Origin of the sequence: Myxococcus sp. CA040A (genome assembly GCF_013336725.1) — a bacterium.
Classification (GTDB): Bacteria; Myxococcota; Myxococcia; order Myxococcales; family Myxococcaceae; genus Myxococcus; species Myxococcus llanfairpwllgwyngyllgogerychwyrndrobwllllantysiliogogogochensis.
Map to the genome: position 1 here is coordinate 544,792 of NZ_JABUMR010000004.1, position 21,135 is coordinate 565,926.

17 protein-coding genes are annotated in these 21,135 nt (G+C 68.8%); 5 read left to right on the plus strand and 12 right to left on the minus strand.

What is annotated here, in order from left to right:
• Positions 1-78: 78 nt before the first annotated feature.
• The 6 genes from HUA75_RS19255 to HUA75_RS19280 all read right to left on the minus strand — a co-directional run bounded on the left by HUA75_RS19255 (position 79) and on the right by HUA75_RS19280 (position 7,859).
• On the minus strand, positions 79-1,233 hold the full coding sequence (locus tag HUA75_RS19255; protein ID WP_174465972.1) for a hypothetical protein: 1,155 nt from the start codon (positions 1,231-1,233) through the stop codon (positions 79-81).
• Entirely contained in the window at positions 1,230-3,122 is a 1,893-nt protein-coding gene (locus tag HUA75_RS19260) for a hybrid sensor histidine kinase/response regulator (RefSeq protein WP_174487238.1), read from the minus strand. Before HUA75_RS19260 ends, HUA75_RS19255 begins: the two co-directional genes overlap by 4 nt.
• A 94-nt stretch (positions 3,123-3,216) precedes the next feature.
• Entirely contained in the window at positions 3,217-4,197 is a 981-nt protein-coding gene (locus tag HUA75_RS19265; RefSeq protein WP_174487239.1) for a TIGR02757 family protein, read from the minus strand.
• Positions 4,198-4,319: 122 nt separating this feature from the next.
• The gene (locus HUA75_RS19270; RefSeq protein ID WP_371746145.1) at positions 4,320-6,326 is read right to left on the minus strand and encodes a M20/M25/M40 family metallo-hydrolase; all 2,007 of its coding nucleotides are present in this window, start codon (positions 6,324-6,326) and stop codon (positions 4,320-4,322) included.
• A 183-nt stretch (positions 6,327-6,509) separates the two neighbouring features.
• Positions 6,510-7,007 (minus strand): molybdenum cofactor biosynthesis protein B, encoded by a 498-nt coding sequence (locus HUA75_RS19275; protein WP_141646326.1) that lies wholly within the window; start codon positions 7,005-7,007, stop codon positions 6,510-6,512.
• 534 nt (positions 7,008-7,541) lie between these two features.
• Positions 7,542-7,859, minus strand: a complete 318-nt coding sequence (locus tag HUA75_RS19280; protein WP_141646325.1) for a Rieske 2Fe-2S domain-containing protein — start codon at positions 7,857-7,859, stop codon at positions 7,542-7,544.
• 78 nt (positions 7,860-7,937) lie between these two features.
• On the opposite strand from HUA75_RS19280, the gene polX reads away from it, so the two are divergent.
• The 5 genes from polX to HUA75_RS19305 all read left to right on the plus strand — a co-directional run bounded on the left by polX (position 7,938) and on the right by HUA75_RS19305 (position 14,114).
• Positions 7,938-9,680 carry a DNA polymerase/3'-5' exonuclease PolX gene (gene polX / locus HUA75_RS19285; RefSeq protein WP_174487241.1) on the plus strand — a complete coding sequence of 581 codons (1,743 nt, stop codon included), beginning with the start codon at positions 7,938-7,940 and terminating at the stop codon, positions 9,678-9,680.
• A 19-nt stretch (positions 9,681-9,699) separates the two neighbouring features.
• Positions 9,700-10,323: a serine protease gene (locus HUA75_RS19290; RefSeq protein ID WP_141646323.1), complete on the plus strand. Its 624-nt coding sequence runs from the start codon at positions 9,700-9,702 to the stop codon at positions 10,321-10,323.
• A complete protein-coding gene (gene mrtX, locus HUA75_RS19295) occupies positions 10,320-11,045 on the plus strand; it encodes a myxosortase MrtX (protein WP_174455035.1) in 726 nt (241 codons plus the stop codon). Before HUA75_RS19290 ends, mrtX begins: the two co-directional genes overlap by 4 nt.
• A gap of 18 nt (positions 11,046-11,063) precedes the next feature.
• Positions 11,064-11,702, plus strand: a complete 639-nt coding sequence (locus HUA75_RS19300; RefSeq protein ID WP_254627642.1) for an RDD family protein — start codon at positions 11,064-11,066, stop codon at positions 11,700-11,702.
• A gap of 306 nt (positions 11,703-12,008) precedes the next feature.
• A complete protein-coding gene (locus tag HUA75_RS19305; protein WP_174487242.1) occupies positions 12,009-14,114 on the plus strand; it encodes a M4 family metallopeptidase in 2,106 nt (701 codons plus the stop codon).
• On the opposite strand, the gene HUA75_RS19310 is transcribed toward HUA75_RS19305, so the two are convergent.
• The 6 genes from HUA75_RS19310 to HUA75_RS19335 all read right to left on the minus strand — a co-directional run bounded on the left by HUA75_RS19310 (position 14,111) and on the right by HUA75_RS19335 (position 20,901).
• Complete coding sequence (locus HUA75_RS19310; RefSeq protein WP_174487243.1) at positions 14,111-15,523, minus strand: S28 family serine protease; 1,413 nt, start codon at positions 15,521-15,523, stop codon at positions 14,111-14,113. The two genes, HUA75_RS19305 and HUA75_RS19310, sit on opposite strands and share 4 nt — an antisense overlap.
• A 125-nt stretch (positions 15,524-15,648) precedes the next feature.
• Complete coding sequence (locus tag HUA75_RS19315) at positions 15,649-15,996, minus strand: DUF1330 domain-containing protein (protein ID WP_141646318.1); 348 nt, start codon at positions 15,994-15,996, stop codon at positions 15,649-15,651.
• Positions 15,997-16,015: 19 nt separating this feature from the next.
• A complete protein-coding gene (locus tag HUA75_RS19320; protein ID WP_174487244.1) occupies positions 16,016-17,701 on the minus strand; it encodes a GYF domain-containing protein in 1,686 nt (561 codons plus the stop codon).
• 326 nt (positions 17,702-18,027) lie between these two features.
• Positions 18,028-19,443 (minus strand): NAD(P)(+) transhydrogenase (Re/Si-specific) subunit beta, encoded by a 1,416-nt coding sequence (locus tag HUA75_RS19325; protein WP_141646316.1) that lies wholly within the window; start codon positions 19,441-19,443, stop codon positions 18,028-18,030.
• On the minus strand, positions 19,440-19,733 hold the full coding sequence (locus tag HUA75_RS19330) for an NAD(P) transhydrogenase subunit alpha (protein WP_141646315.1): 294 nt from the start codon (positions 19,731-19,733) through the stop codon (positions 19,440-19,442). Before HUA75_RS19330 ends, HUA75_RS19325 begins: the two co-directional genes overlap by 4 nt.
• A gap of 1 nt (position 19,734) precedes the next feature.
• Positions 19,735-20,901, minus strand: a complete 1,167-nt coding sequence (locus HUA75_RS19335; RefSeq protein WP_254627643.1) for a Re/Si-specific NAD(P)(+) transhydrogenase subunit alpha — start codon at positions 20,899-20,901, stop codon at positions 19,735-19,737.
• Between the last annotated feature and the right edge of the window lie 234 nt (positions 20,902-21,135).

Here is a 21,135-nt window from a genome sequence, read left to right on the forward strand (position 1 = left end):
AAGCCATGCCCGCACCGCGCTGTCCGCTGGATGACGCCTGGGTGCTCGCCCGGCGGTCGGTCGGGAGCGGGGACTGCCTCACTCGTCCAGCAGGCTCGACCAGAAGCCCACCATCCGGACCACGTCCGCCGCCCCCGCCTTCCGGTCCACCTCCGCATGGCTGATGAGCGGCGTGGAGAGCTGGTGCACCTCCGTGTAGGGGCGCAATGAGTCCGCCAGCAGCACGGACTCCATGGCTGGAATCACCGTGTCCCCCGCGCCATGGAGCAGATACACGGGCGAGGCAGGCGCGGGAGACCTGCCCGGCGACATCGACGGGTCCGCGGCGAAGTCCCGGACGAGCGGCAGCAGCAGGGGCCCCAGCGCCGCCACGTTCCGCGTATTCACGTACCCCATCAGCTTCGACGCCGGCTCGGGCATGCGGGTCTCCAGCACCCGCGCGTGGGCGAAGGTCACTTCCGCCAGCTTCTGGTCCTTCTGCGTCTGGTGTGAAGCGCGCAGGAAGGTCCGGATGCCCTCGCGCAGGGGCTCCACCTGCTCCGGTGGCACCAGTCGGTCCGCGACGTTGAGCAGGATGATGACCACGCCATAGTCATGCGGCGCCAGATGGGAACCGTCCGGCAACACCCCGCTGCACAGGAAGGCCAGCACACGGGGCAGGTCTCCATGTCCTCCGAAAGAGAGCGTGGAGGCGACCTTGTCTCGCAACGCGGGCCGCCCCGCCGCCACCACGGAGAGCCCTCCCGCGAAGCTGATGCCGAACAGGTCCACCTTCCCGCCAGGCGCCAGGTCCTCGCGGGCGGCGGTCCACAGGGCCGCGTCCTCGATGATGTCGGGAAGGCGCGCGGTGATTTCGTAGCGCAGGAGGTCCGGCGGCTCGGGGGTGAGGACCGTCTGCCCGCCCGTGGCCAGGTCTTTGGCCAGCTTCACCAGCCGGGGCTCGTCGATGCCGTCGGCATGGACGCCCGAGGTCAACACCACCGTGCGCCCTCGGACCTCCCGTGGCCGATACAGCCGCGCACGCACGTCCCCGTGGCGCGTGGGGACAGTCAGCTCGCTGACCTCGAAGGGCCCGGTGCGCCATCGGGCCACGACCTCTGGAACCGAGCCCTCCATCCCCGCGGCGCGAACGACGAACGACAGGCCGCGCAGCCAGTCCATGCCCACCAGCACCACGCCCACCAGCACCACGACCAGGCCAAGGCCCAGGTTCCGCCGCGTCGCCCTCTTCATGGAAAGAGGTGCTCCACGAAGGTGCACAGGCGCTCGCGCTCGAAGGGCTTCTCCAACAGCCCTCTCGAATGGCGGCCCACGAACTCGCGCGCCTGCGCGGTGAAGGCCCCACCCGTCATCAATCCCGTGCGCAGCACCAGCTCGGGCGCCAGTCGCTCCAGCTCCACCACGAAGTCCATTCCGCTCATGCCCGGCATCATCAAGTCACACAGGATGGCATCGAATCGCTCGCCCGTGGACAGCCGTCGCAACGCCTCGCGTGCGTCCTGCACCGCGTGGACCTCATACACGTCGCGCACCAGCCGGCTCACCGAGTTGCCCACGGACGGCTCGTCATCGATGAGCAGGAGCCTGCGGCGGACCAACGACGGCACCACCGCGCCGAGCACCGGCGATTCGGGCGCGGCGACCGTTCCGACCGAGAGCGCCGGCAACACCACGCGGAAGGTGCTTCCCCAATCCTGCGCGCTGCTCACCTCGATGCGGCCCCCCATGGCCTGTACCAGCGTGAGACAAATGGACAGGCCCAGCCCCGTCCCCTCCCCCACCGAGCGCGTGGTGAAGAAGGGGTCGAAGATGCGCCGCTGGACTTCCGGCGCCATGCCCATCCCGTTGTCGGTGACCTCCAGCTCCACCTGCCCCACGCGTCCGGTGCGCAGGCTGACACGGACCCGGTTCTCCTCGACGGGACGCGGAGGAAGCGCCTGGAGGGCGTTCACCAACAGGTTCAGCACCACCTGCCCCAGCCGCACCTCGTTGCCGTGAATGGGCGGCACGCGCTCCAGCGTGCACACCACGCGCGCCCGGTGCGTCAGCTCGTTGCGCACCAACCGCAGCGCGCCCTCCACCGCGCGCAGCACGTCCACCGGACCGTGATGCTCCTCGTCCCCGCGAGCGAAGGTGCGCAGGTCCCGGACGATGGCGCAGACCCGTCCGGCTCCGTCGAGGGCGTCCGACACGACCTCTCGCAGCTCGGGCATTTGCTCCGAGGACAGCTCCTGCTGCGCCAGCAGGTCCCTCACGAACGCGAGGTTGGAGGTGACATAGGCCAGCGGGTTGTTGATTTCGTGCGCGACTCCGGCCGCCAGCGTGCCCACCGACGCCATCCGCTCGGCGAGCAGGAGCTGCGACTCCAGGCGCTTTCGGTCGGTGATGTCGCGGATGATGGCCACGAGGAACGTCTCTCCAGCGCCGCTGAACGTGGCCTTCTTCGTCACCAGCACCCGGGCCAGTCCCGTCCGGTCCGTGAGGGTCTCCTCCGTCTCGTCGGGGATACCCGAGCGGAACACCTGCTCGTCATTGCGCCAGAAGCTGTCCGCCTCGTGCGCGGGCACGAACTCGTGGTCGGAGCGGCCCAGCAAGGCCTCCGCGGGGTGCCCCATGAAGCGGCAGAAGGCGCTGTTGAGCGCCACCCAGCGGTGCTGCCGGTCCTTCACGAAGAGCGGCTCAGGGACCGCATCCAGCGCGCTGCGGAGGAACTCACAGGTGCGGCGAAGGGCCTGCAAATCCCGCTCGCCCGTCTCCGTCTCCATGCGCCGACGCAAGGCCGCCAGTCGCGCGCCCCAGCCCGTCGCCGGGGAGGCCACGCACTCGTCGGCTCCGGCCTCCGCCATCGCCTGCGTCTCCGCGTCCGCGCGCGTCGTGAGGACCACCAGGTGCGTACGAGCCGAAACCCGGAGCGCGTGGAGTCGATTCACGTCCGCGAGCACGTCCTCCAGCGGGCCCCCTGAATCCCACGTCACCAGGAGCCCCTCCTCCACCGGAGAGGCAATCACATCGGTGCCCGTCACGCACAACACGTGGCAGTGCTGTCCCGCTCCCGATGCGCGAACGCCGCGCTCCACTGCTTCCGCCACCGCCGGAGGCACCGCCACCAGTGTTGCGAGCACCGCTTCACGCTCCTCGGCCCGGGGAGGCCTCGATGTCCCCATCAAGAAGACACGGAGACACCCGACCGGATTGCAGCGCTCCAGCGCCCCACGGTCAACGACGTTCCCTGCGCGACACCGAGGAACCCCGCGGTCGCGAGGCACCAGGGACCCGACGGGTCGCCGCCGCCACCACGCGCGGCCCCACGAGGCAGGCGCCCAGGAGCGGACAGCGCTCGCAGTTCTCCGGCACCGGCTGCGCCGGGCACGCCCCACTCATCCCATAGTGGCAGAGCGCGAAGTCGTACCGGACGGGGTCTTCCGCATCCAGGGCCCGCAGCGACGCCGTCACCTCCTCCGCCGTGCGCCAGGTCAAATCCTTGCGACGTGTCAGGCCCAGGTGCCCGGCGATACGGCCGATGTGCGTGTCCAACGGAATCATCAGGACCGAGGGTGCGACCCGCTTCCAGATGCCGAAGTCGACCGCGTCCGGGCCCCGGACCATCCACCGCAGGAACAGGTTCAGCCGCTTGGCGGCGCCCGGCCCCAGCGGGGAAGGCAGCAGGTGGTGGAGCCCTCGCTCGGGTCCCATCGCCGCGCGCAAGGGTTCGAGCGGCACGCGCCGCAGCGCGGTGGTGAAGGCGCCCAGCGCGCCATGCAGACTCCCTTCGGCGACGAGCCCCTGGACGAAGAGGGACTCCAAATCTCCATGCTCCCGCAGCGCGCGTCCCATGCCCAACAGCAACACCGCGACGTCGGTGCCCACGTTGAAGCGATAGACGAAGCCGTCCAGCAGCGCCTTCGCTCCCGGAATGTCGAGCGCACGCACGAACGCCGCGGGGGATGGCCCCATGCGCTGGAGCAGCGAGTCCACCTTGGGACGGAACAGGTCCGCGCGGCCATAGGCCAGCGCGCAGGCGAGCAACGCGCTCACCTCGATGTCGCGAGCGTCCTTGTAGCGGTGGGGGAACTCCACCGGGTCGAACCCGATGCGGGCCCGGGCATCCGTGGAGGCCAGGAAGGCGTCGAGCCGGGGGCGCAGGTGCTCGGCCGCCCGGGGGCTCAGGCCGGGATTCAACTTCGAGCGGCGTGTCACGTCGGGGCTCCCAAATGCTCCTGGAACGGCGGCCCGCCGCCCACGCTTCCCGAGACCTGGCGTCCCGGGAGTCCACGCCCCCTTCCGAACCGGGAAGGGGGCGCGGGGGGCATCCTATGTGGCTACGGGCTCACGGCGAACACGATGTCGTCGTGGTCGTCGTACGAGGTGGTCCCGCAGGGCGCCGCGCTGCCGTTGTAGCGGAAGCGGGCGCGCACGGCCTGCAGCGTGCCGGCGGGCAGCGTGTACGTGGCGGTCAGCGTCTGCTGGCCGGTCGCCACCGGGGCGACGGTGGCGATCTTCGTCCACACCGGGCTGTTGGCGTTCGCCGTGTAGTACAGGTCCAGCTTGTCCGGCCGGACGGCGAAGACCCACACGGTGGCCTCCACGCGCACCGTCTGGCCCGCCGCGAAGGGCGCGCCGCTGACGGTGGACACCCGGATGCGGTCGTTCGACTCGTCGGCGTGGTACGCGCCGGAGAGGCCGTCCGCGCAGGAGTTGTTGATGGTGTTGGGAGCGTGAAGCTCGGGCCCCAGGCCGGCGCGGCCGTTGAGCAGCGTGGTGGAGTCACACACGTTGCCCACGTTGGAGCAGCGCGGCACGCGCAGCACCGTGTCGTAGATGGCGTTGCTGGAGGCGTTGCTGCTGGTGACGGAGATGGAGGTGCTGTTGGCGGTGTTGCCGATGAGGTCGTAGGCCTTCGCCACCACGGTGTGGCTGCCGTTCGCGACGGCGGCGGAGTTCCACGAGGCCGAGTACGGAGACGCGGTGGCGGTGCCCACGACGTTGCCGTCCACCAGGAACTCCACGCGGCCGATGCCGGTGTTGTCCGCGGCGGTGGCGGAGAGCGTGACGCTGCCGGACACGGTGGCGCCATCGGAGGGGGCCGTGAGGCTCACGGTGGGCGGCTCGCTGTCGGCGAGGTTCGCGGTGCCCTTGGCGAGCTCCGCCACGTACGCGCCCGCGACCTTCGCGAACTTGAGCGCGTGCGTCGCGGTGTTGTTGCTCTTCGCCAGCGTGTCGCCGGAGGTGTGGATGAGGCTGTTGTGCTGGCCCATCAGCGCCTCGAACGGAATCGACGCGGCGAAGCCCGCGTTCGTCCACGAGGCGTGGTCCGAGCACGCGTAACCGCACGTGGAGTTCGCCGCCTGCACGCCCGGGACATAGGCGGAGATGAGGCTGGTGATGAAGGTGTTCTGCGCCGCGTTCGTGAAGTCCGTCATCAGCGCGACGTCGATGGTGGAGCCCTTGAAGTTCGTCATGTCGAGCTGCAGCGCGCCAATGACGTTGGCTCCCTGGTTCTTGTGCTGGTCGGCGATTTCCTTGGAGCCACGCAGGCCCACTTCCTCGGCGGCGTAGGCCATGAACTTCACCGTCTTGGCCGGGTGGTAGCCGTTGGCCATGGCCACGCGGATGACCTCGGTGAGGGTGGCGATGCCGGACGCGTCATCATCCGCGCCGGGGGCATTGCCGGAGGAGCTGGTGGAGTCCAGGTGACCGCCCACGACGACGATCTCCGACGGCGTCTCCGTGCCGGTGATGGTGAGGATGACGGACGGCTGCGCCCACGCCGCGTGGGTGAACAACTGGACGGTGACGTCACCACCCGTCTGCGCACGCGCTCCCGCGTAACCTTCCCACAGGCCCTTGAGCCAGTTCGCCGCCTGCACGCCCGTCGCGGACGTGTAGTAGCGCGTGGCGTAGCTGGAGAGGTGGGTGATGTTCGCCAGGATGTTCGCCTCGGTCATGCTCCCGAGCAGCGTGTTGACGACCGGGCCGTTGTCCAGCGTGTACGTGACCGCCAGAGGGCTGAGCTGCGTCTGGCCGACACTCGCGATGGCCGCGAGGGCCTCCGCCTCCGTGTCGTGGTAGACGAAACCACCACAGCGGTTGAGCTTGTCGTGCATCACCCGGGAGACCCGGTTGATTTCCGACTCGGGCAGCTTCAGCGCGACGACGTCGCCCTTCTGCCCTGCAAGTGAGGGAACCTTCGCCCCCGCGACGATGAACGCGGCGTTCACCTCCGACAGCGCGTCCGAGCCGAGAGTGATCCACACCTCTCGCTCCGACGCCTTCGCGAACGCCGAGACACAACCGAGCATCAACACCAACGAAGCCAATCGCTTCATGTGCATGGGGCTCCTCCTCTTTCGGGAGGTCTGCTTTGTGGGGGACGACCTGCAAACCTATTCGCGACAGAGCAGCGAATGTTGACTACTCTGCGTAAACGTTGCCTGCGGGTCAATCCTCAAACCAGCCCCAATACAGAAAAACCGTATCAACGGCCAAACGCCAGAATTCCCGGATGTTGATTATCGAGTGAGTTCCCGCACCGCGTGGCCCAGTTCCGGGAGGATGAGCGCGTCCAGGGCCAGTCGCGCGGCCTGGGGCGAGCCCGGAAGCGCGAAAATTATCATTCCTTGATACGTGCCTGCGGTCGCGCGGGACATCATCGCGGGGCTGCCAATCTGTCGGTACGACAGCATGCGGAACAGCTCGCCGAAGCCGGGCAGCTCCTTCTCAAACAAAGCCCGCAGCGTCTCCACGGTGGTGTCGCGCCGGCCAATCCCGGTGCCACCCGTGAAGAGGATGGCCCGAGCGCCCGAGGCCTGGGCCTCCGCCACCGCGGCCCGGATGGCCTCCGGCTCGTCCTTCACGACGACGTATCCCGCGATGCCGTGGCCCGCGGCCTCCAGCCCTTCACGCAGGACCTTGCCGCTCGCGTCACGCGCGGCGTCACGGCTGTCCGAGCACGTCACGATGAAGGCGCTGACGTGGACCGGCGCACGCGACTTGTGCTCCCGCGGCACGTTCCCTTCCGCGGCATCATGGGTGTGGCCGTGGTCGTGTGAATGTGAGTGGCCATGCCCCTCGTGGCCGTGGTCATGACCCGCGTGCCCGTGGTCGTGCGAGTGGTCATGACCGCGGTCATGGCCCCCATGCTCGTGCGAGTGGCCGTGCTCGTGGCCCCTGTGCCCGTGGGCATGGGAGTGGTCATGCCCGTGGGCCTCGTGCTTGTGGGCATGGCCCTCGTGCCCGTGGCCGTGGTCATGCCCGTGCTCGTGGCCCCCGTGAGCATGGTCGTGGGCATCGCCCTCGTGGCCGTGGTCATGGCCCCCGTGCTCGTGCGGGTGCTCATGCGCGTGGGTGTGCTCGTGCGCGTGGGACTGCCCGTCGCCGTGCTCATGGGGGTGGCTGTGCCCGTGCTCATGCTTGTGTGCATGAGTGTGCACAGGGTCATTCCCGTGCGCGTGGCCGTGGTCATGCCCGTGTCCGTCGCCATGACGGGGGTCATGGTCGTGTCCGTCGTGTGCCATGAAGAGGACTCCGTTGCGTCTGGTGCTTCAGGAATTGTCGGGGAGGTCGACGACGAGGGCGCCGTCCTGGACCTCGACCGTCACTGTCGGCTGGTCGTCACAGACCCCCGGGGAGGTCTCGTTCCGGCCCGTATCCATGTCGAAGCCGACCTCATGACACGGGCAGACAACGAGGTTGTCCTCGAGGCGACCTCCGGACAGCAGGCAGCCCGCGTGGTTGCACCAATCATCAAGGCCCTTGTATCGGCCGTGAATCTTCGCGATGCAGACGTTGCGCTTGCCCACTTCGTAGCCGCGCATTTCCTTCTCGGCGAAGTCCGCCGGTCCGAGCTTGATCTTCGTCATCGCCGTCCTTTTCCCATAACGAGGAGCGGCCTGCATCCTCGTTCCCCGGGCATTACCTTCCTCCGCGTGACTCCAGCCGTGACCGCTCCCATCGTCGACAAAGCCACCGTTGCCCAGGTCCTCCGGGACATCTCCCTGCTGCTCCAGCTCCAGGGCGAGAATGGCTTCCGCTCTCGCGCCTACGACATGGGGGCCGACCGCATCCTCGGCCTTACCCAGGACCTGGGCGCCATCGTCTCGGAAGGACGCCTGGAGAGCCTCCCGGGCATCGGCCCCGCGCTCGCCGAGAAGATCTCCGAGCTGGTGACCACCGGACGGATGACCTACTTCGAGGACCTGCGGGCGAAGTTCCCCCCAGGCCTGCTGGAGCTGATGAAGCTGCCGGACATCGGCCCGCGCAAGGTCGCCGCGCTCTGGAAGGAGCTGGGCATCGGCTCCGTCGAGGAGCTCGAAGCGGCCTGCCGCGAGGGCCGCGTGCGCGAGCTCAAGGGCTTCGGAGCGAAGAGCGAGGCGAAGATTCTGGAGGGCATCGCCCTGTTCCGGCGCGCTCGCGGCGAGCGCAAGCTCCTGGGAGACGTGCTCCCCATCGCCGAGGCCCTGCTGGAGCGCGTGCGCGCCTCGCCCGGCGTGGTGCGCGCGAGCCTGGGTGGCAGCGTGCGCCGCCGCGCGGAGACGGTGTCGGACGTGGACATCATCGCCTCGGCCGCGGTCGCCGGGCCCGTGCTGGACGCCCTGGCCACCTCGCCCGGTGTCGCCACCGTGCTCGGCAAGGGCGACAGCAAGTGCTCCGTGCGCATGGAGGCGGGAGACCTCCAGGTGGACCTGCGCGTCCTGCCGGACGAGGACTTCGCCACCGCCTTGCATCACTTCACCGGCTCCAAGGCCCACCACATCCGCTTGCGCAACCTGGGCCACGAGCGGGGCATGAAGATCTCCGAGTGGGGCGTTCACCGCGACGACGGCACCAAGCTTCAGGTGAACGACGAAGCGGCGCTCTACGCGCTGCTCGACATGCAATTCGTCCCCCCGGAGCTGCGCGAGGACAATGGCGAGGTGGAGGCCGCGCGCGCGGGGAAGCTCCCCACCGACCTGGTCACGATGGACGACGTCCAGGGCGCGGTCCACGCGCACAGCACCTGGTCGGACGGACGCAACTCGCTGGAGGAGATGGCGCTCGCCGCGAAGGCGCTGGGCCTGAAGTACCTCACCATCACCGAGCACAGCGAGGCGGCCATCTACGCGGGCGGCCTCAAGGTGGAGGCGCTCAAGCGCCAGTGGGAGGAGATCGACCGCGTCAACGAAGCGGTGCCCGGCATGCGGCTGCTCAAGGGCATCGAGGTGGATATCCTGGAGTCCGGCGCGCTCGACTATGACGACAAGGTGCTGGAGCAGCTCGAGGTCGTCATCGCCTCCATCCACGTGCGCCACGGCATGGACGAAGAACAGATGACGCGCAGGGTGCTCACCGCGATGGACAACCCGCACCTGCACATCCTCGGACACCCCACCGGCCGCCTCATCCAGAGCCGCGAGCCCTACCCGCTCCGGATGGAGGACATCCTGGAGCACGCCGCGAAGCGCGGGGTGTCGGTGGAGATCAACGGCAAGCCCGCACGGCTGGACATCAAGGCCGAGTATGTCCGGAAGGCCACCCAGCTCGGCGTGAAGCTGGTGGTCAGCTGCGACGCCCACCGCAGGGAGGACCTCGGCAACCTGGGCTATGCCGTGGCCACCGCGCGGCGCGGCTGGGCCCGAAAGCAGGACGTGTTGAACACGCTGCCGGCGGAACGCTTCCTCACCGCGCTGCGCGCCGGGCGGTGATAGGCTGCGGCGCGCGCCGATGTCCCGCCTGTCTCCGCTCGCCCTCGCACTGTGTCTCGTCACCCTGCCCGCCGCCTCGGCGGACCCGGGACGGCCCTCGCGCGCCGACCTCCAGCGGGTGATGGAGCAGCACAGCCGCTCCGTGGTGAAGGTGAGCGGTCCCCGACGCGCCGGCCCGGGCATCTTCGTGGGCACCGCGGGACAGGTGCTCACCTCCATGGACCCCGTGGGTCTGGAATACGTGGGCCTGAACGTCGCCACGGTGGAGCATGGGGGGCAGGCCCTGCCCGCGCGGGTGTTGCTCGCCAACGTGGCGCTGAAGGTCGCCGTCGTCGCCGCGCCAGATGGCGCCTACCCCGCCGTGCCCGTGCGCCTCCTCAAGGAGGGCGACAGCCTGGCGGGTCGCTGGGTGGTGGGCGTCATCCCTGGCGCCCGGAATCGCCCCGCGAAGCCCGAAGCGGCCCAGGCCGCGCGCGCACCGGCGCCCTTCTATGATGTCCCCCTGGCCCTGCCCCCCGGCAGTCCCCTGTTCGACGCGGACGGGCGACTGGTGGCGGTGGTGGTGCAACGCACCCGGAGCGGCTGCAGGGTGCTCCCCTTGGGCGAGGTGAAGCTCACCCTCGCCTCCGCGAACGAGCCATGAGTCAAACGGTGGCGACCCCCTGGCGTCCCAACGCCGTGCAGGAAGCCGTGGGCCTGTGGGCCCTGGGCTTCGCGGGCATCATCGCCGCGTTCCTCATCTTCGGCGGCACCAGCATCCCCAAGCTGGTGGCGACGGTGGGCTTCCTCTACCTGCCCCTCATCCCCATGCGCTGGCGGGACGAGGACTACCGCGACTACGGCCTGTCCCTGCGCGCGTGGCGCGAGGACGTGCGCCTGTTCCTGTTGTTCTCCGCGGTGGTGGGCCCGCTCTTCTTCCTGGCGTTCGCCGGCTTCGCGGAGCTGTTGCCGCACCTGCCCGAGACACTCGCGCGCCACCTCACGCCGCTGGGCGGAGAGGCCCACTTCCGCCTCCGGCTGCCTCCACGCTTCGGGGAGTGGGTGGTGGATCAACTCTTCGTCGTGGCGCTGCCCGAGGAGTTCTTCTACCGTGGCTATCTGCAGACGCGCCTGCGCGACGCATGGCCCCAGGGGCGCAAGTTCCTGGGCGTGCGGCTGGGGCCCGCGTTCTGGGTGACCGCGGTGCTGTTCGCCCTGGGGCACCTGGCCATCTTCCAGGCGTGGCGCCTGTCCGTCTTCTTCCCCGCGCTGCTGTTCGGATGGATGCGCGAGCGCACCGGCACCGTCGTGGGCGCCGCGCTGTTTCACGCGGCCTGCAACCTCTTCGTGCGAGTGCTCGAGGTCTCGTTCTTCGGCGGGCCCTGAGCCCCGCCTGGAGCCGTCATGTCACATATGGACCCCATCGCGAGCCCGTCGCTCGACGCCTGCTGTGCCTTCCACCCGGAGACCACAGCCACCGCCGCCTGCCAGCGCTGTGGCACCTTCGTGTGCCACCACTGCCTGCAGTGGGCACGTGACGGGCGGCGCTACTGCGGCGCCTGCGCGGCGAGGGCCCTTCCACCTCAAGCCTCCCGAGAAGACCGCTTCCTCGCCAACCTGGTGGACTCCTTCGTCGTCTTCGTCCCGTTCATCGTGGGACTCGTCGCGATGGCGATCACCGACGAGCTGACGGGGCAGGAGGTCCTCTCGCTTCCCCTCCTGCTGGGCGGAATCCTTGGCTCCCTCCTGCTGTGCGGCTTGCAGATCTACTACGCCGCGACGAACGGACAGAGCCTGGGCAAGCGCTGGCGCCACATCCGCGTGGTGAGGATGGACGGGAGCCATGTTTCAATCGCGCGAATCCTCCTCTTGCGCAACCTGCTCCCCGGCATCCTGAATCAGGTGCTGTGCGTGTTTGGCCTTGCCGACGCGATCTGCATCTTCCGGGAGGACCGGCGCTGCATCCACGACTACCTGGCGGACACCCAGGTCATCCAGGTCCCCGAGCACGAGCGCGCCGGAACCCCGTCCTACCGGGGCTGATCCACCCCAGCTCCCCGGAAACCCTCATTTCTCCCCCTTTGGGGGTGGAAAAATGCCGGGATAATTCACCGTTAATTCCCGGGAGCCCCGCCCACGAGTCGGCTCGGACTCCACCCACAGCCCCCTCCGATTCCACCCCCGGAAGAACGAGACACACCTCCAGTCTCACAAGAGGGCTGAAATCACTGAAACACTGGCAAAAATAAGCGGAGAAAGCGGGGATGGCGCGTCGCAGCACTGAGATCCGAAACTCCGTGTGACGTCAGCGCGACAATCCTGGCATCCCCCGCTGTCAATGAGCTTCGAATGACCATCCGTCGAGTCGACACCAAGCCCGTCAGCGTCCGTCCCGCAACCACCGAGGCCCAGCCGAAGAACACGGCGAAGGCCGCCACCCCGCTGACCACCAAGGACGGCTTCGGCCCCTCGGCGCGTCCCACGGAGCTGGCGCGTGCGGAGAAGACGCTGACCCAGGCCCCCGCTGGTCCTGGCCGGATCGCGCTGACCAGCCCCGAGGCGCAGCAGGCCGTGCAGGCCTCGCTGAACCACATCAACCCGTTGAAGGGCGCGCAGACGCTGCTGCCCCAGCCCACCACGTTCGTTCCCGCCAACGTCGAGCGCGACGCGCTCGGCATGACGCACGTCCGCCTGGACCGCGTTCACGAGGGCGTGAAGGTCTTCGGTGAGCAGATCATCTCCCACCTGGACAAGGACGGGAAGGTCACCGGCGTCACCGGCGAGCAGTCCACGGTGCCGGCGGGCCTGGGCCGCGAGCTGCCCAAGCTGAACACGCAGTCCGCCATCGACATCGCGCGCAAGGAGTTCGGCCTGAAGCCGGACAAGCAGCCGAACGCCGAGCGGGTCATCTACCAGGACAAGGCCGGCGAGTATCACTCCGCGTACCGCGTCCAGATGCAGGCGATCGAGGGCCAGGACCGCCCCCAGAAGATGAACTACCTGGTGGATGCGAACACCGGGAAGGTCTTCGAGTCCTTCAACGAGATTGGCGGGTTCTACGGTTCGAACCGCGCGGCCCCCAAGGGCGCGGCGGCTCCCGAGCCCATCACCGCGACGTCCACCACGAAGGCGGAGATCGTCGACCAGGGCACCGTCACGTCGAAGCTCGCGTTCGACAAGGACGTGACCATCGACAAGCTGAAGCTGGACCTGGACATCGCCCACACGTTCAAGGGCGACCTGAAGGTCACGCTGACCAGCCCCTCCGGCACGAGCGCCGTGGTGCACGACCGCAAGGGCGGCAGCACGGACGACGTGAAGGGCTCGTTCGACCTGAGCGCGTTCGCCGGTGAGAGCGCCAAGGGCGAGTGGACGCTGACCGTCGAGGACAAGGCCCGGCTGGACAAGGGCACGCTGAACGGCTGGGGCGTGAGCATCACCCCGACGGAGACCACGCCCCCTGTCGAGGAGCCCACCAACAAGACGGTGGACGACACCTCGCTGTACAGCGGCAAGGTCGCGCTGGAGACCACGAAGGGCGCGGACGGCAAGTACACGCTCGAGGACGGCACGCGCGGCAAGGGCGTGAACACCTACGACGCGATGAACAAGACGACCGCGTCGGGCAAGACGCAGATCACCGACGACAACAACGTCTGGGGCGAGGCCTCCGACGGTCCGCGCACCAAGGCGGCCGTGGACGCGCACTACGGCGCGGAGATGACCTACGATTTCTACAAGGAAATCCTGGGCCGTGACTCCATCGACGGCGCGGGCGAGGCGCTCAACTCCTTCGTCCACGTGCGCACCAACTACGTCAACGCGTTCTGGGACGGCACGAAGATGAGCTACGGCGACGGAGACGGCAAGACGTCCGGCCCGCTCACCGCGCTGGACATCGCCGGCCACGAGATCACCCACGGCCTGACGGAGCGCACCGCCGGCCTCATCTACCGCAACGAGTCCGGTGGTCTGAACGAGGCGTTCAGCGACATCATGGGCGCGGGCGTGGAGTGGTACGCGTCCACGAAGAACCCCGAGGTGAAGTTCAACTGGACGGTGGGCGAGACCGCCTGGACGCCGACGAACGGCTCCAACGAGGACGGCCTGCGCTACATGAACGACCCGAAGAAGGACGGGTACTCCATCGACAACTACAAGGACTACCCGAAGCAGACGGAAGTCCACGGGTCGAGCGGTATCGCGAACAACGCCTTCTACCTCCTGGCGAACGGCGGCACGAACAGCACGTCCAAGCTCGAGGTCAAGGACGGCATCGGCATGGACAAGGGCCTGAAGATCTACTACCGCGCCCTGGCCCACTACATGACGCCGAACACCACGTTCGCCCAGGCCCGCGCCGCGACCATCACCGCGGCCACGGACCTGTACGGCGCGGACTCGGCCGAGGTGGCGAAGGTCAAGGAGAGCTGGACCGCCGTCGGCGTGAACTAACGCTGACGTGAGCGCGGAGGGCGGGGACCGAACTCCTCGCCCTCTGGCTCCAGCCGCCACGACAGTGATTGCAGCCCCGAGGCCTGGGGACTCACGCCAGCCCACTGGCGCAAGAGTTCCCGGGCCTCGTTGCGTTCGGCCTCCGGCAGCTGCGAGATGCGCGCGCCGTGATTGCCTCCCGCCACCGTGTAGAGCACGGCCTCGCGAGCCCCCCCCAGCTCGTACGCCGCCGCGCTCCACGGGTCATGGCCGCCGTAGATGAACATCAGCCGCTCGCCCTGGGTGGAGACCCAGTCCTGGATGTCCGGCATCGCCTCCGGACGGAACACGGGGCTCAGGCCGGGCGGGACGTACACCGCGGGCACGTCGGTGCCCGGATGCTGGAGCTGGCTGGCCAGGTGGACCTCGAAGGGCCTCGGGTGCCCCAGCTCCACGGCGGCCTGGTAGAAATACGGGCCATAGGCCTCCACGTCCGCGTCCGAGAAGAAGTCGAGCCCCACGCGCCCGTCCAGCTCGTCCATGAGCGCGGAGTCGCTCGCGGAGTCGTTCGGCACGGTGTTGCAGCGCGCGAGGCTGTCGTACTGCCAGAAGTAGAAGTAGTGCTCGATGATGGCGTGCTCGAAGGCGCGCTCCCGGCCCAGGTGCTGGAAGGTGAGGCCGCGCTGCTGGGCCCTCGCGTCCATCAGCGGTAGCAGGGCCGTGCGCCGGTCCAGGGCCGCGCGCTGGAAGGACTTCAGCCGCTCCCGACACGCCGCCTCGCCCACGGACTCCTGGAAGGTGATGAAGCGGTCATCGTCGAAGCGGGCGATGGGCGCCACGTAGGCCACCGTCGCGTCCACGTCCTGGGGGTGGAAGCGGCGGAAGAACACCATCGTCTCGCCCCCCTTGCTCGCGCCCGTCGAAACCCACCGCAGCGGATACACCGGCTTGAACGCCTCGACGATGCGATGGAAGTCGTCCGCGGACTGCCGGATGGTGAGCTGGCTCCAGTCCGTTGGCGTGGGGCGGCTCGGCCCGAAGTAGCGATGCTCCACGGAGAGCTGATTGGCGTCGAGCAGTTGCGTGGGCTCGCGTCGCGACGGCTCGGTGGAGACGAAGTAGCCCCCCGAGTAGAGCACCATGGGACTGGAGCGCGAGATGTGCAGCAGCGTCAAACGCTGACGGAAGCGCTGGCCGTCCGGATGGGCATGGTCCACCGGCTGCTCGAACTCCATGACGAAGAAGCGGTGGTTCGGCAGCTGCGGGCCCGCGGGCTCCTCGCGCACCGTGAGGCCAGGGATGCGGGCCAGTTGCACGAGGACGTCCTCTTCCGTCGGCGGCTCTCCCCCGTTGTCACAGGCCGACAGCAGACACAGCAGCAGGACGGATGCGAAACGCCCGCGACGCAAGAGGGGCTCGGCGAAAGACATGGCGCTCCAGTTCCGGCCGGGCACCACCGCCTGCGAGATGCGAGCACGGGAGTCCGGCGCGTAACGCGGAGGCTACTCCGATTCGCGCGCCCCCTCGCTTCGCTGGCACCGCGGGCGAAACCCGCTCAGGGAGCCGAGGACTCGGCACTGGCGCCCGCCAGAGCCACCGCGTGCCGGTCATCCTGCGGCAACCCGTCCATCAACAGCATCATCGTGTGGGCGCTCGCATGGCGCAGCGCCTTCGCGGCGGCGTACTCGGGAGAGGACCACCAGGCGCGGGCCTGCTCGATGGTGGGGAACTCCAGCAGGGCGAAGCGAGGCGGCTGCCACGTCCCCTCGAGCGCCTCCGTCGCCCCACCCCTGACGAGATAACGGCCGCCATAGTGGGCGATGGAGGGAGGCGCGAGCTGCTTGTAGCGCTCGTAGGTCTGCACGTCATGCACCGAGATTTCGACGACGACGTAGGCAGGCATGGGCGCTCCTGATGTGGGATCAGAACACGAATGGGAACCGCACCGGCCCCCCCTGCTCATGGTGCTTGGGGAAGACCCAGGCGCCAACCTTGGCCTCGATGCAACGCGCGAACGGCGTGCCGCGCAGCGAGGCCGTCTCGGTGACGACCTCGGACACTTCTCCACTCGGAAGGATGGACCAGCGCACCACCACGCGCGCGCCCTCGTCCACCGGACGCGGCTTGACGTCCGCGCACGCGGTGACTTCGCTCTTGTTGGCGAGCACCACCTCGAAGACATCCGACTGCGCCAGCGACACGCGCGGATTCTGGATGGGCGCCACCGGCGGGATGTAGACGGAAGGGGCATCTTCCGGCCCACCCGAGCCGGGAGAAGGCCCCGCCAGCTCCCGCGCGAAGTCCTCATCCGGCCCCAGGTCGTCATCCGAGCCGGGCTGCGGCGGGCTCGCGCGCACGGGTGCCTCGACGGGCGTGGGCGGCGGCGACACGGGCCGCTCTCCAGAACCCAGCTTGACCTCGGAAATCCTCGGCGACACCGCCGCAACCGCCGGCGCGGCCTCCACGTCCCGGTCCATGCTGGACGAAGGCGCGGCGGCTCCCACGGACTTCGCGAGTCCCCCACCGGACACGGCCAGCACCGGCACCGCGCCACCCCGCTCCACGGCCGCGACACCCGCGAGGGAAGGACGGACCGCCGCGACTGGCGGCAACGTGGGAGCGATGGGGGCGGCCACGACATCCATCGCGATACCCCCACCGGTCGGCGCGGAGACACCCTGCGCGGCCCCCGCCAGGGGCTCACCCGTCACGGACATGGGAGGCGTTGCCACGGCCTCGGAGACAGGCACGCTCGCGACCACGGGCGGGGCCACGGCCACGACGGGCGGAGCCACCACCTGGGAGGGCGCGGGATTGAAGAGCTCCGCGACATTCATGCGGGCGAGCAGCGCCGAGGCGCCATCCCAGCGACCGAACAGGCCCATGACGAGCGCGACCGTCACCCCCCCCGCGACGCCACCGGCCAGGGTGAACCACCAGCCGCCCACTCGCGAGCGGGCCTCCACCTGCTCGGAGACCTCGGTGACTTCGGCGAGCACCGCGTGCGTTCCCACGGTTTCAACCGGTGAGCTGGACGTCGCCCGAGGGGACGCCTCGACGGCCCATGCGGGAATGCCCGAGGCCTCCGCCACGGTGGCCGCGGGCAGCTCCGGCCCCTCGGAGAAAGCGGCCGACAGGGCCGCGTCCACGGCGGCGCTGAGCTCCAGCTCCAGGGGGAGAGGGGCCAGCGTTTGGAGCAGCTCCGGAACCTGCCCCAAGGGCAGCCATGCCGCGAAGCCCGCGCGCCAGCACAGCGAGTCAGGCCCCAGCTCGCCGCGCTCCCACGCCCCCTTCAGGGCCTCCGCTTCGAAGGGCCCCGCGGGCCTGGCGCCCAGCGCGATGAACCACGCGTGCTTCTCGGTGGGAACCGGCGTCGGCGCGGGCTCCTCCTCCACCACGGACGACACGAGCGAACGACGCACACCCTTGTGCAGCCGCTCACCATGCACGTCACCGCGAGCGCGCGACGTCGCCGCCGGCACGCGCGGGTTCTTGTCCGTGCGCAGCTTGCTGACGAAGACGTCGAGCTCCGCCTCGGAGACGCCACCGAACACGGGGGTGCCTCCGCCTTCAGGCTCCGTCGTGCCCGCCGAAACCTCCTCCGGCAAGGCCTTTCCTTCCCGTGAGTCGCCGACCATTCGCCAACTCCTTGATTCCGCCCCGCCCCAGCTCCATCCGAATCCCTCAATGGAATGCCGATGCGCGATTTCGTCAACGGAGAGTCTCTGCGCGAAGGTAGCCAGGGTCCACACTCAATGAGGATGCGGAATGGAATTCTCCACCGTCATTCCGGATAACTCGGCACACCTCCTCACATTCACATACGGATGCGGTGCCATGCCTTCAATCACTCCTGGGTCAGAGACGCTTCTCTCGGATCAGAAAGAGGGGGCGCCGGGGCTTGCCCGCAGTCGCCCCACGCCTCCGCTTGGAGCTACTCCTTCAGTGCGGAAGTGAACTGCATCAGCGTCTTCTTCGCGTCCCCCAGCACCATCATCGTGTTGGGGCGCACGAAGAGCTCGTTCTCGATTCCGGCGAAGCCCGGGTTGAGCGAGCGCTTGAGCACGACACACGTCTTCGCCATGTCGGCGGAGAGGATGGGCATGCCGTAGATGGGGCTGCTCTGGTTGGAGCGCGCCGCCGGATTGACCACGTCATTCGCTCCCACCACCAGCGCCACGTCCGTCGCCGTGAAGTCGTCGTTGATGACGTCCAGGTCGAACAGGTGGTCATACGGAACGTTGGCCTCGGCCAGCAGCACGTTCATGTGCCCCGGCATCCGTCCGGCCACCGGATGGATGGCGTAGCGCACGTCGCAGCCATTGGCCTGAAGGACGTTGGCCAAATCCCTCACCGCGTGCTGAGCCTGCGACACGGCCATGCCGTAGCCCGGCACGACGATGACGGAGCGGGCCGCGCGCAGCACCTCCGCGGCCTCCTCCACGCTGCCCACGTTGGGCGCCGGACCCGAGGCAGATGCGCCCTCCGTGACGGCCTTTGCCTCCGGTGCCGCGCCGAACGCGCCGAAGAGCACGTTCGCGAACGAGCGGTTCATCGCCTTGGACATCATCATGCCCAGCAGGAAGCCGGAGAAGCCGTCCAGCGCGCCGCAGATGATGAGGACGTTGTTGCCCAGCGCGAAGCCCGTCGCCGCCGCCGCCAGGCCCGCATACGAGTTGAGCAGACAGATGACCACTGGCATGTCCGCGCCACCAATGGGCAGCACCAGCAACACGCCCAGCAGCACGCCCAGCGTCGCGACGGAATAGAAGGCCCACGACGCGTCGGGCGAATAGACGAGAAAGCCAATCAGCCCCAACGTGCCGACAATCATCAGCATGTTGGAGATGTTCTGTCCCGGGTAGGTGACGGGCCGGCCGGTGATGAAGCCCTGCAGCTTCCCGAAGGCCATGATGCTTCCGGTGAACGTCAGCGCGCCGAGCGCCACCTCCAGGCCCGTGGCGGTGATCTGCAGCGTGCTCATGTGGGGACCTCCGTGCTGGAGGTACTCGACGACGCCCACGAGCCCCACCGCCAGGCCACCGAAGGCATGCGAGAGCGCGATGCGCTCGGGCATCTTCGTCATGGGAATCCATAGGCCCATGCCCGTGCCCACCGCGGAGCCGATGAGCAGCGCCACGACAATCCACTCCCAGCGCACGATGACCTGCGTCACGCCCACGCCGTACAGCAGCGTGCCCGCGACGGCGGCCACCATGCCAATCTCCGCGAGCAGCACGCCCCGCCGGGCCGTCTGCGCGTCGCCCAAATCCTTCAGGCCCAGCACGAAGAGGATGGAGGCGCCCAGGTACAGCAGTTGGACGAACGTCTCCGTCAGGGAGAGGGTCATCGCGCGCCGCCCTTCTTCTTGAACATCCGCAGCATGCGGTCGGTGATGAGGAAGCCACCCACGACGTTGATGGTGGCGGCCAGCACCGCCACCGCGCCGAGCATCGTGGACACCGTCCCGTAGTGCCCACCCGCCGCGAGCAGCGAGCCCACCAGTGAGATTCCGGAGATGGCGTTGGTGAAGGCCATCAGCGGCGTGTGCAGGAGGTGCGGCACCTTGGAGATGACCTGGTAGCCCGTGAAGGCCGCCAGGAAGAAGACGTAGAGGCCGAAGATCAGCGTCAGCGACATGTCAGCCCTCTCTCCTGGCCAGGTCCGCCATGGCCATGTCCGCGACGGCCGGGTGGACCACGTCCCCGCCCCGGGTGATGAGCATTCCCTTCACGATTTCATCCGCGACATCCAGCTTGAGCACGCCATCCTTGTCGGTGACGTGCGCGAGCAGCTTCTCCATGTTGCGCGAGTACATCGCACTGGCATGCACCGAAATCTGGCTGGGCAGGTTGCGCTCGCCGATGACGGTGACGCCTGTCTCGGTGCGGTAGCGCTCCCCGGCGCGCGTCAGCTCGCAGTTGCCACCCTGCTCCGCCGCGATGTCCACCACCACCGAGCCACTCTTCATCCGCCGCACCATCTCCGCGGGCAGGAGCACCGGCGCGCGCCGCCCCGGCACCAGCGCCGTGGTGATGACGACGTCCGACTTCGCCACGTGCGTCGCCAACACCTCCGCCTGCTTGCGCTTCGCCTCCTCGCCCAGCTCCTTCGCGTACCCGCCGGAGCCCGCCGCGTCCGCGATGTCGATGTTGACGAAGCGCGCCCCCAGGCTCTCCACCTGCTCCTTCACCACCTTGCGCACGTCGTACGCCTCCACCACCGCGCCCAGCCGCCGCGCCGTGGCGATGGCCTGCAGTCCCGCCACGCCCGCGCCCAGCACCAGCACCTTCGCGGGAGGAATGGTGCCCGCCGCCGTCATCAACATGGGGAACAGCCGGGGCAGCGCCTCCGCCGCCAGCAACACCGCGCGGTAGCCCGCGATGGTCGCCTGCGAGCTGAGCACATCCATCATCTGCGCCAACGTCGTGCGCGGAATCATGTCCACGGCCAGCAACGTCACCCGCCGCTTCGCCACCTCTCGCGCCAGCGCCGGATTCGCCAGTGGGTACGCCAGGCTCACCAGCACCGAGTCCGCCTTGAGCCGGCCCAGCTCCGTCTCGTCCGGCGGCTGAATCTTGAGCAGCAGGTCGGCGGCGGCGTAGAGGGCGTCGACGCTCGACTCGACCCGGGCACCCGCGGCCCGCAGCTCGTCGTCGGAACACTCCGCGCCCAGGCCCGCACCGCTTTCGACCACCACTTCATGCTTCTTGCCGACGAGGCGTTTCACGCTCTCCGCCACGAGCGCGATCCGCCTTTCACCCGGCACCGTTTCACGGGGGATGGCGATGATCATGCGGGCGAGCATAGGCCCATCCCCTCCGCCCAATTCAATCCCAGCCAACGAAAGCCATTGCAATCCGTGTCAAGCACGGCCGCGTCACGAGTGTTCACCGTGCAAGGCGTTGTCGCGAGCGTAAGGGGTTCCCCCGAGCCCCGACATCCCCCCACCCGGACGGTTCCACCCGAATCCGAGGCCCACACCGGCCCGACTCTTGCTGTCGGGGGCCGACGCACCCGTCCCCCCGTCGGATAGACTCGC

Coding starts and splice junctions, on each gene's coding strand:
- HUA75_RS19255 (WP_174465972.1), bottom strand. CDS start 1,233: ATGAAGAGGGCGACGCGGCGGAACCTGGGCCTTGGCCTGGTCGTGGTG.
- HUA75_RS19270 (WP_371746145.1), bottom strand. CDS start 6,326: ATGAAGCGATTGGCTTCGTTGGTGTTGATGCTCGGTTGTGTCTCGGCG.
- HUA75_RS19280 (WP_141646325.1), bottom strand. CDS start 7,859: ATGACGAAGATCAAGCTCGGACCGGCGGACTTCGCCGAGAAGGAAATG.
- HUA75_RS19290 (WP_141646323.1), top strand. CDS start 9,700: ATGTCCCGCCTGTCTCCGCTCGCCCTCGCACTGTGTCTCGTCACCCTG.
- mrtX (WP_174455035.1), top strand. CDS start 10,320: ATGAGTCAAACGGTGGCGACCCCCTGGCGTCCCAACGCCGTGCAGGAA.
- HUA75_RS19300 (WP_254627642.1), top strand. CDS start 11,064: ATGTCACATATGGACCCCATCGCGAGCCCGTCGCTCGACGCCTGCTGT.
- HUA75_RS19305 (WP_174487242.1), top strand. CDS start 12,009: ATGACCATCCGTCGAGTCGACACCAAGCCCGTCAGCGTCCGTCCCGCA.
- HUA75_RS19310 (WP_174487243.1), bottom strand. CDS start 15,523: ATGTCTTTCGCCGAGCCCCTCTTGCGTCGCGGGCGTTTCGCATCCGTC.
- HUA75_RS19315 (WP_141646318.1), bottom strand. CDS start 15,996: ATGCCTGCCTACGTCGTCGTCGAAATCTCGGTGCATGACGTGCAGACC.
- HUA75_RS19325 (WP_141646316.1), bottom strand. CDS start 19,443: ATGACCCTCTCCCTGACGGAGACGTTCGTCCAACTGCTGTACCTGGGC.
- HUA75_RS19330 (WP_141646315.1), bottom strand. CDS start 19,733: ATGTCGCTGACGCTGATCTTCGGCCTCTACGTCTTCTTCCTGGCGGCC.
- HUA75_RS19335 (WP_254627643.1), bottom strand. CDS start 20,901: ATGCTCGCCCGCATGATCATCGCCATCCCCCGTGAAACGGTGCCGGGT.